The sequence below is a fragment of the Acinetobacter sp. V102_4 genome, from assembly GCF_031799005.1.
Classification (GTDB): domain Bacteria; phylum Pseudomonadota; class Gammaproteobacteria; order Pseudomonadales; family Moraxellaceae; genus Acinetobacter; species Acinetobacter calcoaceticus.
This window is the reverse complement of the sequence record NZ_JAVQNR010000043.1, coordinates 27828-42516: the sequence shown is the minus strand read 5'-3', so window position 1 is coordinate 42516 and position 14689 is coordinate 27828. Positions and strand designations below refer to the sequence as shown.

General features: G+C 41.2%; 14 protein-coding genes. All 14 read left to right on the top strand.

Annotated elements, in window-relative coordinates; all coding sequences use genetic code 11:
• Window positions 1-190: 3-oxoadipate CoA-transferase (locus RMB13_RS12815; RefSeq protein ID WP_311085421.1), on the top strand; the 190-nt coding region annotated here is incomplete at its 5' end.
• Between the two features lie 11 nt (window positions 191-201).
• Window positions 202-1410 (top strand): 3-oxoadipyl-CoA thiolase, encoded by a 1209-nt coding sequence (gene pcaF, locus RMB13_RS12810; RefSeq protein ID WP_311085420.1) that lies wholly within the window; start codon window positions 202-204, stop codon window positions 1408-1410.
• Window positions 1411-1412: 2 nt separating this feature from the next.
• Window positions 1413-2771, top strand: a complete 1359-nt coding sequence (gene pcaB, locus RMB13_RS12805) for a 3-carboxy-cis,cis-muconate cycloisomerase (RefSeq protein WP_311085419.1) — start codon at window positions 1413-1415, stop codon at window positions 2769-2771.
• Window positions 2768-3553 carry a 3-oxoadipate enol-lactonase gene (gene pcaD / locus RMB13_RS12800; RefSeq protein ID WP_017391413.1) on the top strand — a complete coding sequence of 262 codons (786 nt, stop codon included), beginning with the start codon at window positions 2768-2770 and terminating at the stop codon, window positions 3551-3553. The genes pcaB and pcaD overlap by 4 nt, the downstream gene beginning before the upstream one ends.
• Window positions 3554-3595: 42 nt before the next feature.
• Window positions 3596-4951 carry an MFS transporter gene (locus RMB13_RS12795; protein WP_005040146.1) on the top strand — a complete coding sequence of 452 codons (1356 nt, stop codon included), beginning with the start codon at window positions 3596-3598 and terminating at the stop codon, window positions 4949-4951.
• Window positions 4952-4966: 15 nt separating this feature from the next.
• Entirely contained in the window at window positions 4967-5380 is a 414-nt protein-coding gene (gene pcaC, locus RMB13_RS12790) for a 4-carboxymuconolactone decarboxylase (protein WP_005040148.1), read from the top strand.
• A gap of 10 nt (window positions 5381-5390) precedes the next feature.
• Window positions 5391-6116, top strand: coding sequence for a protocatechuate 3,4-dioxygenase subunit beta (pcaH, locus tag RMB13_RS12785; protein WP_003652026.1), 726 nt, complete (start codon window positions 5391-5393; stop codon window positions 6114-6116).
• A gap of 14 nt (window positions 6117-6130) precedes the next feature.
• Window positions 6131-6760 (top strand): protocatechuate 3,4-dioxygenase subunit alpha, encoded by a 630-nt coding sequence (gene pcaG, locus RMB13_RS12780; RefSeq protein WP_003652024.1) that lies wholly within the window; start codon window positions 6131-6133, stop codon window positions 6758-6760.
• A gap of 69 nt (window positions 6761-6829) precedes the next feature.
• Complete coding sequence (gene aroD, locus RMB13_RS12775) at window positions 6830-7657, top strand: type I 3-dehydroquinate dehydratase (RefSeq protein ID WP_080758406.1); 828 nt, start codon at window positions 6830-6832, stop codon at window positions 7655-7657.
• Window positions 7658-7676: 19 nt separating this feature from the next.
• The gene (locus tag RMB13_RS12770) at window positions 7677-9128 is read left to right on the top strand and encodes a right-handed parallel beta-helix repeat-containing protein (protein ID WP_311085418.1); all 1452 of its coding nucleotides are present in this window, start codon (window positions 7677-7679) and stop codon (window positions 9126-9128) included.
• 66 nt (window positions 9129-9194) lie between these two features.
• Window positions 9195-10514, top strand: coding sequence for a carbohydrate porin (locus RMB13_RS12765; protein WP_311085417.1), 1320 nt, complete (start codon window positions 9195-9197; stop codon window positions 10512-10514).
• 81 nt (window positions 10515-10595) lie between these two features.
• Window positions 10596-13025 (top strand): glucose/quinate/shikimate family membrane-bound PQQ-dependent dehydrogenase, encoded by a 2430-nt coding sequence (locus RMB13_RS12760; RefSeq protein WP_311085416.1) that lies wholly within the window; start codon window positions 10596-10598, stop codon window positions 13023-13025.
• Between the two features lie 653 nt (window positions 13026-13678).
• Window positions 13679-14137, top strand: a complete 459-nt coding sequence (locus RMB13_RS12755) for a DUF6438 domain-containing protein (protein ID WP_311085424.1) — start codon at window positions 13679-13681, stop codon at window positions 14135-14137.
• A 135-nt stretch (window positions 14138-14272) separates the two neighbouring features.
• Complete coding sequence (locus tag RMB13_RS12750) at window positions 14273-14686, top strand: YeeE/YedE family protein (protein ID WP_005040162.1); 414 nt, start codon at window positions 14273-14275, stop codon at window positions 14684-14686.
• The last annotated feature ends 3 nt before the right edge of the window (window positions 14687-14689 follow it).

Below are 14689 nucleotides of genomic sequence, written 5' to 3'. Positions count from 1 at the left end.
GCCGAAGATTGTGGCTGAGCTGAGCTATCCGGTTACGGGCAAACACTGCGTGGACCGTATTTACACCGATCTTTGCGTGATTGATGTGACCAAAGATGGTTTAAAAGTGATTGAGAAAGTGGAAGGTCTTAGCTTTGATGAGTTGCAAGCTTTGACAGGTGCAACTTTGATTGATGCGACACAAGGGTAAGGAAGTAGGAAATGACATTAAAAAACGCTTATATCATCGATGCCATCCGTACTCCATTCGGTCGTTATGCCGGTGGCCTTGCTCCTGTTCGTGCCGATGACCTTGGTGCTGTACCGATTAAAGCCCTCATGCAGCGCAACCCGAATGTAGATTGGGAACAGGTCGATGATGTGATCTATGGCTGCGCCAACCAAGCCGGTGAAGACAACCGTAATGTGGGCCGTATGTCAGCACTTCTGGCTGGTTTACCGTATCAGGTTCCAGCAACCACTATTAACCGTTTGTGTGGTTCATCACTCGATGCGATTGCCATTGCTGCCCGTGCTATTAAAGCAGGTGAAGCAAACTTGGTGATTGCAGGTGGCGTGGAAAGCATGAGCCGTGCACCTTATGTGATGGGTAAGTCAGACAGTGCTTTTGGCCGTAGCCAGAAGATTGAAGACACCACCATGGGCTGGCGTTTTATTAACCCAAAACTTAAAGAATTGTATGGTGTAGACACCATGCCCCAGACTGCCGAAAACGTGGCTGAAAAGTTCAACGTGAATCGTGCAGATCAGGACCAGTTTGCCTTGGCGAGCCAACAACGCACCGCAAGCGCGCAAGCCAAAGGCTTTTTTTCTAAAGAAATCGTGGCAGTTGAAATCCCTCAGCGTAAAGGTGATGCTGTTGTGATTGATACCGATGAACAACCACGTGCTTCAACCCTTGAAGGTTTAAGCAAGCTTAAACCAGTTGTAAAAGCTGATGGCACTGTCACTGCGGGTAATGCTTCAGGCATTAACGATGGTGCAGCCGCATTGCTTATTGCTTCTGATGAGGCAGTTCAAACTTATAACCTAAAACCACGTGCCAAGATCATTGCTTCAACAGCGGTGGGTGTAGAACCACGCATTATGGGTTTTGCTCCGGCGCCAGCAATCAAAAAGCTTCTTAAACAAGCCAACCTGACTTTAGATCAGATGGATGTGATTGAGCTCAATGAAGCTTTTGCTGCACAGGCTTTAGCAGTGACCCGTGATTTAGGCTTACCTGATGATAGCAACAAGGTCAATCCAAACGGTGGTGCAATTGCTTTGGGTCATCCACTTGGTGCGTCAGGTGCACGCCTAGTGACTACAGCCTTAAACCAGCTTGAGCAAACAGGCGGTCGTTATGCCTTATGTTCAATGTGTATTGGTGTAGGCCAAGGTATTGCACTCATTATTGAGAGAGTTTAATCATGAGCCAGTTATATGCCAGCTTGTTTTATCAAAAAGACGTCACTGACATCTTTAGTGACTCATCTTTAATCGCATATATGATTCAGGTTGAAGTTGCGCTAGCTCAAGCACAGGCACAAGTTGGCGTGATTCCTCAAAATGCTGCTCATACAATTGCACAAGTGGCTAAACAAGCACTAGAAAAGTTTGACTTTCCAGCTTTAGCAGTGGCAACTGGCTTAGCTGGAAATATCGCAATTCCATTTGTGAAACAACTTACGGCAATTGTTAAAGATGTCGATGAAGATGCTTCACGCTATGTGCATTGGGGAGCAACGAGTCAAGATATTTTAGACACAGCATGTATTTTGCAATGCCGCGATGCGTTAAACATTGTGGAAGCACAACTTCAACAGTGCTATACCACTGCATTACAACAAGCTAAGCAATATCGCCATCAGGTCATGATTGGGCGTACATGGTTACAGCAAGCTTTGCCAATTACTTTAGGACATAAGCTTGCACGTTGGGCTTCTGCATTTAAACGTGATTTGGACCGTATACAAGCAATCAAACCACGTGTACTTACTGCTCAGTTAGGTGGTGCTGTGGGTTCATTAGCTTCTTTGCAAGATCAAGGTTCACTTGTGGTCAGTGCATTTGCTAAACAGCTGAATTTGAGCGTTCCAACAAGTACGTGGCATGGTGAGCGTGATCGTATTGTAGAAATCGCAAGTGTACTCGGCATGATTGTTGGGAATACAGGCAAGATGGCACGTGATTGGTCACTCATGATGCAAACAGAAATTGCTGAATTGTTTGAGCCAACTGCAAAAGGTCGTGGTGGTTCATCGACCATGCCTCATAAGCGTAATCCAGTGGCAGCAGCTTCAGTACTTGCAGCAGCGAATCGCGTACCAGCACTTATGTCTAGCATCTATCAAAGTATGGTGCAGGAACATGAGCGTAGCTTAGGTGCGTGGCATGCAGAATGGTTAGCAATCCCTGAAATTTTTCAGCTTTGTGCTGGAGCTTTAAGTCGTACTGGTGAAGTTTTACAAGGTTTTGAAGTTAATGTTGAGCATATGCAACAGAACCTTGAATGTACCAATGGGTTGATTATGGCGGAAGCTGTGATGATGGCACTGGCTCCAAGAATTGGACGTTTAAATGCACATCATGTTGTTGAAGCAGCTTGTAAAACAGCCGTGGCTCAAAAGCAGCATTTATCTGAGGTGGTTAGTCAGTTAGATGAAGTAAAAGAACATTTTAGTCAAACAGAAATTTTGGAAATATTTAAAGCAGAAAACTATTTGGGCAACATTCAAGCTCAAATTGATGCTGTTCTGCAAGAAGCACAAGGAGGAGACATAAAGTGAAACAGCTTATAACCAATCGACAAGGTAAACAGCTCGCTGTATATACCGATGGATTAAAAGATGCTCCAGCACTTGTGTTATCTAACTCGTTAGGAACAGATCATGGAATGTGGCAGCCACAAGTAGATGAGCTTAAAAGTCATTTTAATGTCATTACATACGACACACGTGGTCATGGCGAAAGTGATGTGATCGCTGAATCATCTTTACAAAATTTAGGTGAAGATGTTGCTGATATTTTAGATGCCTTAAATGTTGAAAAAGCTCATTTTTGTGGAATTTCAATGGGTGGAATTACAGGGCTTTGGTTAGGTATTCATTATCCAGAGCGCTTTCATAGCATTACTGTTGCAAATTCAGCAGCCAAAATTGGGCAGGCTGATGCTTGGTTAAGCCGTGCTGAATCAGTAGAACAAAATGGACTAGCTGAATTGGTTAAGACCACGCACACACGGTGGTTTAGCGAAAAATTCGACTATCAACATAATGTGGTTGCACAAACGACAATTCAAAGTCTCGCAAACACACCAGCACAAGGTTATGCCAATGCATGTCGTGCTTTAGCACATGCTGATTTAAGAGATGAAATTGCACAAATCCAGATTCCGGTATTGCTGGTTGCAGGGACATATGATCCGGTGACTACAGTAGCAGACGCTGAGTTTATGCAGCGTGCTATCAACAATAGCCAACTTGCAAAACTGGAAGCATCTCATCTTTCTAATATTGAACAACCACAAAGATTTACTCAGGAATTGACTAGGTTTATTCAGCAAATCTAATAGCTTAGTGATTTAAAAGGAATTGGCCTTAAGGAGGCAAATATGGCGTCTCAGGATTACGCTGCACCAAACAAAAGTATCGATGCTCAAGCACTGATTAATGATGCTCCACTCAGTAAGTATCAATGGATGATCGCAATCATCTGTTTCTTAATTATTTTTACTGATGGGATCGATACTGCTGCAATGGGTTTTATCGCTCCAGCTTTGGCTCAGGACTGGGGCGTTGATCGTTCTCAGTTAGGCCCAGTAATGAGTGCTGCACTTGGTGGAATGATTATTGGAGCTTTGGTTTCTGGCCCGACAGCTGACCGTTTTGGTCGCAAAATTGTTTTGGCCGTTTCAATGCTGATTTTTGGTGGTTTTACCTTGGCATCTGCCTATGCAACAAATCTGGATAGCCTTGTTGTATTACGCTTTTTGACAGGTATTGGGCTGGGTGCCGCTATGCCAAATGCCACCACATTATTCTCTGAATACTGTCCAACACGCATTCGTTCACTACTGGTGACATGTATGTTCTGTGGCTACAACTTAGGTATGGCAACAGGTGGCTTTATTAGTAGCTGGCTCATTCCGACTTACGGTTGGCACAGTCTATTTTTGCTGGGTGGCTGGTCACCTCTGATCTTAATGATTTTAGTGATTTTCGTTTTACCTGAGTCTTACCGCTTTTTAATTGTTAAAGGTAAAGACCCAGAGAAAGTACGCAAAATTTTAAATCATATTGCGCCAACACAAGTTAAAGACGTAAGCACTTTTTATGTTCCAGAAGAGAAAACTGAAACGGCTCAAAAGAAAAATGTTTTTGGAATTATGTTTTCTAAACCATATGCGAAAGGAACACTTTTGCTTTGGTTGACCTATTTCATGGGATTGGTTGTTGTTTACTTGCTTACAAGCTGGTTACCAACACTCATGCGTGAAACAGGTGCTTCAATGGAGCGTGCTGCATTTATCGGTGGATTGTTCCAGTTCGGTGGTGTGGTGAGTGCATTATTCATTGGTTGGGCGATGGACAAATTCAACCCGAACCGAGTGATTGCTATTTTCTACTTTGCCGCAGGTCTATTTGCGATTGCTGTCGGTCAAAGCTTAGGAAATTCAACTTTACTTGCTGTATTGGTGCTTTGTGCTGGTATCGCGATTAACGGTGCGCAATCTTCAATGCCAGCTTTAAGTGCACGTTTCTATCCAACCCAATGCCGTGCAACGGGTGTGTCTTGGATGACGGGTATTGGACGTTTCGGTGCAGTATTTGGTGCTTGGATTGGTGCAGTACTACTCGGTAATGATTGGTCGTTTACTGCCATTCTCAGTTTATTACTGATTCCAGCGACTGCTGCGGCTGTTGCTGTATTTGTTAAATCACTTGTTGCGCATACCGATGCAACTTAATGGAGGTCTATCACAATGAATGATGAAGAACGCTATAAACAAGGCATTGAAGTGCGGACTGAAGTTTTAGGTGAAAAGCATGTTGGTCGGTCTTTGCAGAACTTGAATGACTTTAACCAAGATTTTCAAAATTTTATTAGCCGTTACGCATGGGGTGAGGTGTGGTCTCGTCCAGGCTTACCACGTCACACACGTAGTTTAGTGACTATCGCAATTTTATTGGCGCTTGGTCGTGAAGATGAACTACGCATGCATTTACGTGCTTGCTTCAACAATGGTGTAACCAAAGAAGATTTAAAAGAGTTGATCTTACATAGCTCACTCTATGCAGGTTTACCTGCTGCAAACGCTGCAATGCATATGGCTGAAGAAGTCTTTAAAGAATTGGGGATAGAAGTAAGCCCAGTTGCAGCGAAAGAACAGGATTAAGGAGATAAAGATGTCACAACATAGCTGGGGTGCTTACGCCCAACGTAATACAGATGATCATCCACCAGCGTATACGCCAGGTTATAAAACAAGTGTATTACGTTCGCCAAAAAATGCATTGATCTCTATTAACGAGACTTTAACTGAAGTCACTGCACCGCATTTTTCTTCAAATCTGTTTGGCCCAAAAGATAACGATTTGATTTTGAACTATGCCAAAGATGGTTTGCCAATTGGTGAGCGTGTCATTGTTCATGGCTATGTTCGTGATCAATTTGGTCGTCCTGTAAAAAATGCGCTTTTAGAAGTATGGCAAGCCAATGCTTCAGGTCGTTACCGTCATCCAAACGATAAATTTATTGGTGCTATGGACCCTAACTTCGGTGGTTGTGGTCGTACATTAACGGATGAAAACGGTTTTTATATTTTCCGTACCATTAAACCGGGTCCATATCCGTGGCGTAACCGTATTAATGAATGGCGTCCGGCACATATTCATTTCTCTTTAATTGCTGATGGTTGGGCTCAGCGCCTGATTTCACAGTTTTATTTTGAAGGTGATACTTTAATCGACTCTTGTCCGATTTTAAAAACCATTCCTTCTGAAGATCAACGTCGTGCACTAATTGCACTAGAAGATAAAAACAACTTTATCGAAGCTGATAGCCGTTGTTACCGTTTTGACATCACTTTACGTGGACGTCGAGCGACTTACTTCGAAAACGAATTGACTTAATCAGGAGCCTTAGCATGAATAACTGGAATTTTCAGGAATTAAAAGAAACAGCATCTCAAACGGGTGGTCCTTACGTTCACATTGGTTTGTTACCACAACAAGCAAATATCGAAGTTTTTGAAAACAACTTTAATAACCAGCTTGTACAAGACCAGACCCAAGGCCAGCGTATCCGTCTTGAAGGGCAAGTATTTGACGGGTTAGGTTTACCTCTACGCGATGTGCTTATCGAAATTTGGCAGGCCGATGCAAATGGTATTTACCCAAGTCAGGCTGATACACGTGAGCAAAAAGCTGACCCAGCTTTTCAAGGTTGGGGCCGTACTGGTGCAGACTTTGAAACGGGTATTTGGAGTTTCAATACTATTAAACCGGGTGCAACTGCGGGGCGTAAAGGTTCAACTCAGGCACCTCATATCGCTTTAGTGATTTTTGCTCGTGGTATTAATTTAGGTCTTAATACGCGTGTTTATTTTGAAGATGAAGCAGAAGCAAATGCCAATGATCCAATCTTAAATAGCATTGAATGGGCACCACGTCGTCAAACTCTTATTGCAAAGCGCTTTGAAGAAAACGGTGAAGTTGTTTACCGCTTTGATATTCGTATTCAAGGCGATGACGAAACTGTATTTTTTGATATTTAAGAAACACCCAAGGCTACACATGCTCGTCTATGGATGCGTGTAGCCTTTTTAAGGATGAATGATATGAACATGAAAACATTATTAAGCTTAAGTTTGCTTGCACTCCCATTTTTTACAGCACAGGTGAATGCTGAACCTGTCGCTTTAGCTACCCAGACTCAGGCTGCTACTACAGCTGTTAAAACGATTGTTCCGATTACAGCAAAAACTAAAGAACAAGCTTTAGCGCAAGCTCAAGTTATTGCAAATACGGCAGATGCTGATTTGGCAGAGTTTCGTATTGATTTACTCAGTTTTGCTAGTGATACAAAACAAGTCATTGCGTTAGGTCATGAATTGAAAAAGATTTTAGGCAATAAGCCAATGATTGCCACAATTCGTACTAAAAACGAAGGTGGTCAACTTGAAATTAGTGATGTGGATTATGGTAAGACCTATCAGGCTTATTTAAAAAATCCGTTCATGGACTGGTTAGACGTTGAAATGTTCCGTGATCAAAAAGTAGTTTCAGAAATTGTTCAAAAAGCGCATCAAAAGAAAGTGTTGGTTGTGATGTCTAATCACGACTTCCAAAAAACACCAAGCCAAGATGAAATTGAAAAACGCTTGTTAAAACAAGATCAGATGGGTGCAGATGTTCTTAAAATTGCAGTAATGCCAAAATCTAAACAAGACGTTTTCACTCTAATGAATGCGACTTTAAAAGTAAGTCAGCAAACCACTAAACCTTTATTGACCATGTCAATGGGGCAGTTAGGGACGATCTCTCGTGTTGCGACAGCCAATATGGGCGGAAGTTATAGCTTTGGCATGATTGGTGAGGCTTCTGCACCCGGTCAAATTGATGTGACCAAGCTCAAACAGATTTTAAAAACCGTTCAACCAACAAACCCATAAATCATAAGGACATGATGAAATGAATACATTACGTTTAACTACTCTTGCATTAGGTTTGATGGTTTCAGGTGTAGCTGCTGCGCAAACTTATGTTGTTGACCGTTATCAGGACGACAGCAACAAAGGTTCTTTACGTTGGGCAATTGAGCAAGCCAATGCTAACCCAGCCGATGCGAGCGAAATCTTGATTCAGGCAGTGGGCAAAGCACCCTATGCAATCAAATTAAACAGCGCGCTTCCTGAGATTAAAGCACCGGTCAAAATCATTGGTACTCAGTGGGATAAAACTGGTGAATATATCGCGATCGATGGTTCAAACTATATTAAAGGCGAAGGTGCGAAAGCTTGCCCGGGCGCAAACCCTGAACAGTATGGGACCAATGTGCGTACGATGACTTTACCGGGCTTAGTACTACGCGATGTAAATAACGTCACTTTAAAAGGTCTAGATATTCATCGTTTCTGTATTGGTGTATTGGTTAACCGTTCAAGCAATAACCTTATTCAACATAACCGTATTAGTAATAACTATGGTGGTGCGGGTGTCATGCTAACTGGTGATGATGGACAAGGTAACCCAACGGCAACCACGACTAATAACAATAAAGTTTTAGACAACATCTTCCAAGATAATGGCGATGGTTTAGAACTAACCCGCGGTGCTGCTTTTAACCTGATTGCAAATAACCATTTTGTTTCAACTAAAGCAAACCCAGAGCCATCACAAGGTATTGAAATTTTGTGGGGTAATGACAATGCCGTAGTCGGTAATAAATTTGAAAACTATTCGGATGGCTTACAGATTAACTGGGGTAAGCGTAACTATATTGCCTACAATGAAATGACCAATAACTCGATTGGTTTTAACATGACTGGCGATGGCAACATTCTCGATAGCAACAGAGTTCATGGTAACCGTATTGGTGTCGCGATTCGCTCTGAAAAAGATGCAAATGCAAAAATTACATTGACTAAAAACCTGATTTGGGACAATGGTAAAGATATTAAACGCTGTGAAGCGGGTGGTTCATGTGCACCGAATCAGCGTTTAGGTGCAATTGTATTTGGTGTACCTGCACTTGAGCATGAAGGATTCGTAGGTTCTCGTGGTGGTGGTGTGGTTGTTGATCCATCTAAACAACAAAAAACATGTACTCAACCAAATCAACAAGGCTGTAATGCTCAACCTAATCAGGGTATTAAAGCTCCTAAATTAACTGCGAATAAAGGTTCAGTTGCAGTAGAAGTTAATGGTTTACCAAATCAACGTTACCAAGTTGAATTTTTTGGTAATCAAAATGCGGCATCAAAAGAAGCTGAGCAATATTTAGGGGCAATAACAGTTGCTACAGATGCACAAGGAATTGCAAAAGCGAATTGGAAGCCAACTGTAAAAGTTGCCTCAATTACAGCGAATATCACTGATCGTTTTGGTGCAACTTCTGAGCTTGGTTTTACAAGTGTTAAATAACAATAAGGAAAGCGCCTCAAACTGAGGCGCAGTATAGAAATATAGAAATGATAAAAGGGACTTAAGATGCCGAATTTAATGAAACTGAGTGTATTAACAATCGCCGTATTAGGCAGCCAATTTGCGCTTGCGAATGAGCCGTGGTCGCAAGACCGTCAATGGTTACTTGGTGACTGGAATGGTGAGCGCCAGCAGCTAGAGCAACAGGGCTATAAATTTACAGCTTCTATTATGAGCCAAGCTGCCACAAATTTAGATGGTGGTTACAACGACAGCAATACTTTTGAAAATGCTGCACAACTTTCTTTAGGTGCAAACTTCGACTTAGAAAAAATTGCTGGATGGAAAGATACAACAGCGAGCCTAGTCGTGACTAAACGTGACGGGAATGCATTAACTCTCGAGCGTATTAAAGACCCGCGTTCTAGCCAATTGGGCAATGCCCAAGAGATTTATGGTCGCGGTAAAATCTGGCGTCTGTCTCAGGCATGGGTCAAAAAAGGTTTTGTTGATAACACAGTACAGGTCAAAGTGGGCCGTATGGGTATGTCAGAGGACTTTAATAGTTCTCAATGTGAGTTTCAGAACTTATTGCTTTGCGGTGGGCAGTTAGGAAAATCAATCGGTTCAATTTGGTACAACTCACCAGTCGGTGTTTGGGCTACAAACGTTAAATATCAGTTTGCGCCTGAGTGGACATTGGGTGTCGGTGTTTATGAGGTAAATCCGGACAACATTAAAACCGAATCAAACAGTGATGGTTTTAATCTGGATATGAACAACGTGAAGGGTGCAACCATACCTGTTGAGCTTGCATGGAAACCAAAACTTGCTGCTTTTAATGGCTTACCGGGTGAATATAAAGTAGGGGCGTTGTACTCAACAGCAGAAGCGAATGACATTAAAACTGCCGGCAAAGTTCATGACGGAAAACAAAGTTTCTGGATTAATGCTCAGCAACAACTTACCCATAAAGGTGAAGACCCTAAACGTGGTTTATACCTAAGCTTGAACGGTGTTGTAAATGATAAAGCAACTACCTTTGTTCAAAGTACACAACAACTTGCACTTTGGTATAAAGGGCCGTTTGATAGCCGTCCAAATGATTCGATTGGTTTTGGTATTGCCAATTATGTGGTCAATGATCGTGCTAAAGATAAGCAGATCGCAACGAACGAAAGTCGTGGATATTATAGCTATGATGCGATTGCATCTGACTATATTCCAATTCAAGACGACGAACTAAATGTCGAGTTGAACTATACCTATCAATGGTCTCCGGCCGTTATGTTACGTCCAAACATTCAATATATCCATCAACCTGCTGGTGTAAAAGCGGTCGATGATGCTTGGGTGGCTGGTCTTAGCGTGAAAGTCAATTTTTAACAATGTTGATGGCTGGTTAGACATAGTTTAACTGGCCCAAATGCTTGAACTATTGTGTTCAGTATATGTGGAGTAGGATCTATGTCTGAGTCAGATTCTAAGTTTCATATCTTATTCAAAATATGGTGTTTTCTATTAGGCCTAGTTTTATTGGCTACTGGTGTTTTTTACATCGTAGGCGGTGGAAAGCTAGTGTCATTAGGTGGATCTTGGTATTTCCTCGTCGCAGGGCTGTTTATTACCATTTCTGCATTTAGTATTTTTCGTAAAAAGGCGCTTGGTGTCTGGATTTTTGCGGCTGTTTTCGTTGGCACAGTAATTTGGTCGCTGATTGATGCAGGTTGGGAATTTTGGCCGTTATTCTCGCGGTTAATGTTTCCTGCTGGTCTTTTTGCCGCATTGTTATTTACCTTGCCTTCAATTCGACGTTACCAATTTCAAACTAGCTTGGCATCTTCATCTTATGCAGTTGGTGGGTTAGTTGTTGTTGGTATGTTGATTGCGCTCTACCAAATGTTTCAACCACATCCAACAGTAGCAAGTTCAGGTGAAAAGCTACCTTTAGTACCAGTTGACCCTGCTAAAAAACAGGTGAATTGGGAAAATTATGGAAATGATGCAGGTGGTAGTCGCTTTGTTGCTCTCGATCAAATTAACCGAGATAACGTTCATAAACTAAAAGAAGCTTGGCGTTTTAGAACCGGTGATTTTACAACGGGTAGCGGTAATGGTGCGGAAGACCAAATGACCCCACTACAAGTTGGGAATAAAGTCTTTTTATGTACACCGCATAATAATATTTTTGCGATCGATGCTGATTCAGGCAAACAGCTCTGGAAAGCTGAGGTGAACTCTAAAGCCGATGCTTGGGAGCGCTGCCGTGGTGTTGCATATTTTGATTCGACTAAGCCACTTGTACAACCAACTTTGGCTGGTGCAAATGCAGTAACCACAGTTGCAACCAATACGGCATGTCCACGCCGTTTATATACAAATACACCTGATGGTCGTTTAATTGCAGTCAATGCAGATAACGGTCAGCGCTGTGCTGATTTTGGTGTAAATGGAACGGTTGATCTGTTAGAAGGTCTTGGGGCTGGAACCAAAGCTCCACGTTTTGAAGTGACTTCTGCACCGACTATTGCGGGTACAACCATTGTAGTGGGTAGCCGTATTGCCGATAACGTTGCTGCAGATATGCCGGGTGGTGTTATCCGTGGTTATGACGTGATTACCGGTAAACTTCGCTGGGCATTTGACGCACGTAATCCGAACCCTAACTATGTTCTTAAACCGGGTGAAACGTATAAACGTAGTTCAGCAAACTCTTGGGCTGCAATGTCTTATGATCCGCAAATGAATACGGTGTTCTTACCTATGGGTAGTTCATCTGTCGACATTTGGGGTGGTAACCGTAATCCGTTAGATCATAAATATAATACTTCTGTTTTGGCACTTGATGCGACAACAGGTAAAGAAAAGTGGGTATATCAAACTGTTCATAATGATTTATGGGACTTTGACTTGCCAATGCAACCGAGCCTAGTCGACTTCCCATTAAAAGATGGTACGACTAAACCTGCTGTTGTAATTGGAACCAAATCAGGCCAATTCTTTGTGCTTGACCGTGTAACTGGTAAACCATTAACTAAAGTGATTGAACAGCCAGTTAAGCCTGCCAATATTCCGGGTGAGCAATACAGTGCAACTCAACCGCGTTCTGTTGAAATGCCTCAAATTGGTAATCAGACTTTAACTGAATCAGATATGTGGGGTGCAACGCCGTTTGATCAGCTCATGTGTCGTATTAACTTTAAGTCAATGCGTTACGAAGGTCTATTTACTGCACCAGGTACTGACGTTTCATTAAGCTTCCCAGGTTCTTTGGGTGGCATGAACTGGGGTAGCATTGCTTTTGATCCGACACATCGCTATATGTTCGTAAACGATATGCGTCTTGGGTTATGGATTCAGTTAATGGAACAGACCCCTGAAGATATTAAGATTCAGGCGAGTGGTGGAGAGAAAGTAAATACAGGTATGGGCGCTGTGCCAATGAAAGGTACACCATATAAAGTGAATAAAAACCGCTTTATGTCGGCTCTTAGCATTCCGTGTCAAAAACCACCATTTGGTACCATGACTGCGATTGATTTAAAAACTCGTCAGATTGCATGGCAAGTACCGCTTGGTACAGTACAGGATACTGGACCTATGGGTATCAAAATGGGCTTAAAAGCACCAATTGGTATGCCAACTATTGGTGGGCCAATGGCAACACAAGGCGGTTTGGTATTCTTCGCTGCAACACAAGATTACTACTTACGTGCTTTTGATTCATCTACAGGTAAAGAACTGTGGAAATCACGTATGCCAGTAGGTAGCCAAGGAACCCCAATCAGCTATGTTTCACCGAAAACAGGTAAACAATATGTGGTTGTTACGGCAGGCGGTGCTCGTCAGTCTCCTGATCATGGTGATTATGTAGTCGCTTATAGTTTGGAAAAGTAATTAAATAAGGCAAAAGAGAGCATTTCTCTTTTGCCTTTAACTTTAATATATTTTTTGTATTAAAGCCTGAGAGGAAGTTCTATTATTTTAACTAGATAGCTTTACCAAATAGTAAAAAAGTGCTTTAACTTATTGCAAAACCTAAAATATTCCTAAGATTGATAATGCTTGAACCCTAGATGTAGCCGAACTGTGAGATTTTTTTTCACAATGTTTTACCTATAAATAAATCTTATTTCTTTGTTAAGTTTTGTTTAACTTAAGGTGGTGAATTTTAATTAGAAATAAACATTATTAACTTATTACACTTAAAAATCAGGTTTTTTTTGTTGAAAAAACAAGCGTAAATATATATTTATATTATATTTATATAATTTATAGCATTACGTTAGAATGGTGTTGCAGGTTATTACTACCCAGTAATAATTTGTATTTCAGGATTTTAAGCTTTTATTGGCTTAAGGCTCATCGCAAGATGGGCCTTTTTTTATGCAATTTAGATTATGATATTTGATTATTATGAAAATAGCCTAAGTATTATAATGGTGTGTGAATTAATGAGAACAATCACAAAAAATAGTCTTTAATGACAAGAAGTGTATGATTTGATAAATTAAAGCCACTTGATAATAATAGGTGATACGATGAGATTTTTGGTTCTTGCAACTTTATCTGGTTTAGCTTTGATGGGTTGTGCATCTGTTCAGCAAGCACCGAATACACAAGAAACTATTCGTTATGCTTCTAGTCCATGCTTTGGCGCATGTCCAATCTATTCTGTAGAAGTAACACCTACAGGTTTAATTCGCTTTGAAGGTAAACAATACACTAAAGCTATAGGCGTTAAAGAAATTCAAGGTAGTGTAAAAGATTATAAAAAACTTGCAGATGATCTAAAAACTTATCGCCCTGAAACGGGTACACAATCAAAAACTGCGGGTTGTCAGCAAACTGCAACTGATATGTCTAGCTATCACATTACTTGGATTCAACCAAATGGCACGGAAACAAAATTAAGCCATTACACAGGTTGTATCTCTCCAGCAAATAATAGACTGAATAAAGTCATGGAAAAGTTGCCTGAACAATTAGGCATTAAAGATCTAATTTAATGACAAAAGCCCCAAAACCTTGGGGCTTTTTCTTGTTAAGAAGAATTATAAACTCAAAAGTTTTATATTAAGTATTTCTAAAAGAATCAGCGTATAATACATATTATAAAAACATATATTGTTAAGAGTGGTTATATGTCAAATATTGTCTATGCCTTTTTTGGTGGTTTATTACTCGGCATCGCAACAGTTGGATATTTATATATAAATGGTCGTGTAGCTGGAATTAGTGGATTGCTTGCTCAAATCATAAATCCCACTAAAGACACCTTTAAAAATTCTGCATTCTGGTTCATTGCGGGATTGGTAATTACACCTTTCATATATGGCTATTTTTATCAGCCTGAAATTGAAATCAAAGCCAACACATATGCACTTATTTTAGCAGGTCTAATTGTGGGCTTTGGAACACGGCTAGGCTCTGGATGTACAAGCGGTCATGGTATTTGTGGCATGAGCAGGTTATCAAAACGTTCGATGATAGCGACAGCAGTTTTTATGTTTGCTGGCATGTTAACTGTTTATATCATTCGTCATGTGTTGGGGTAATCC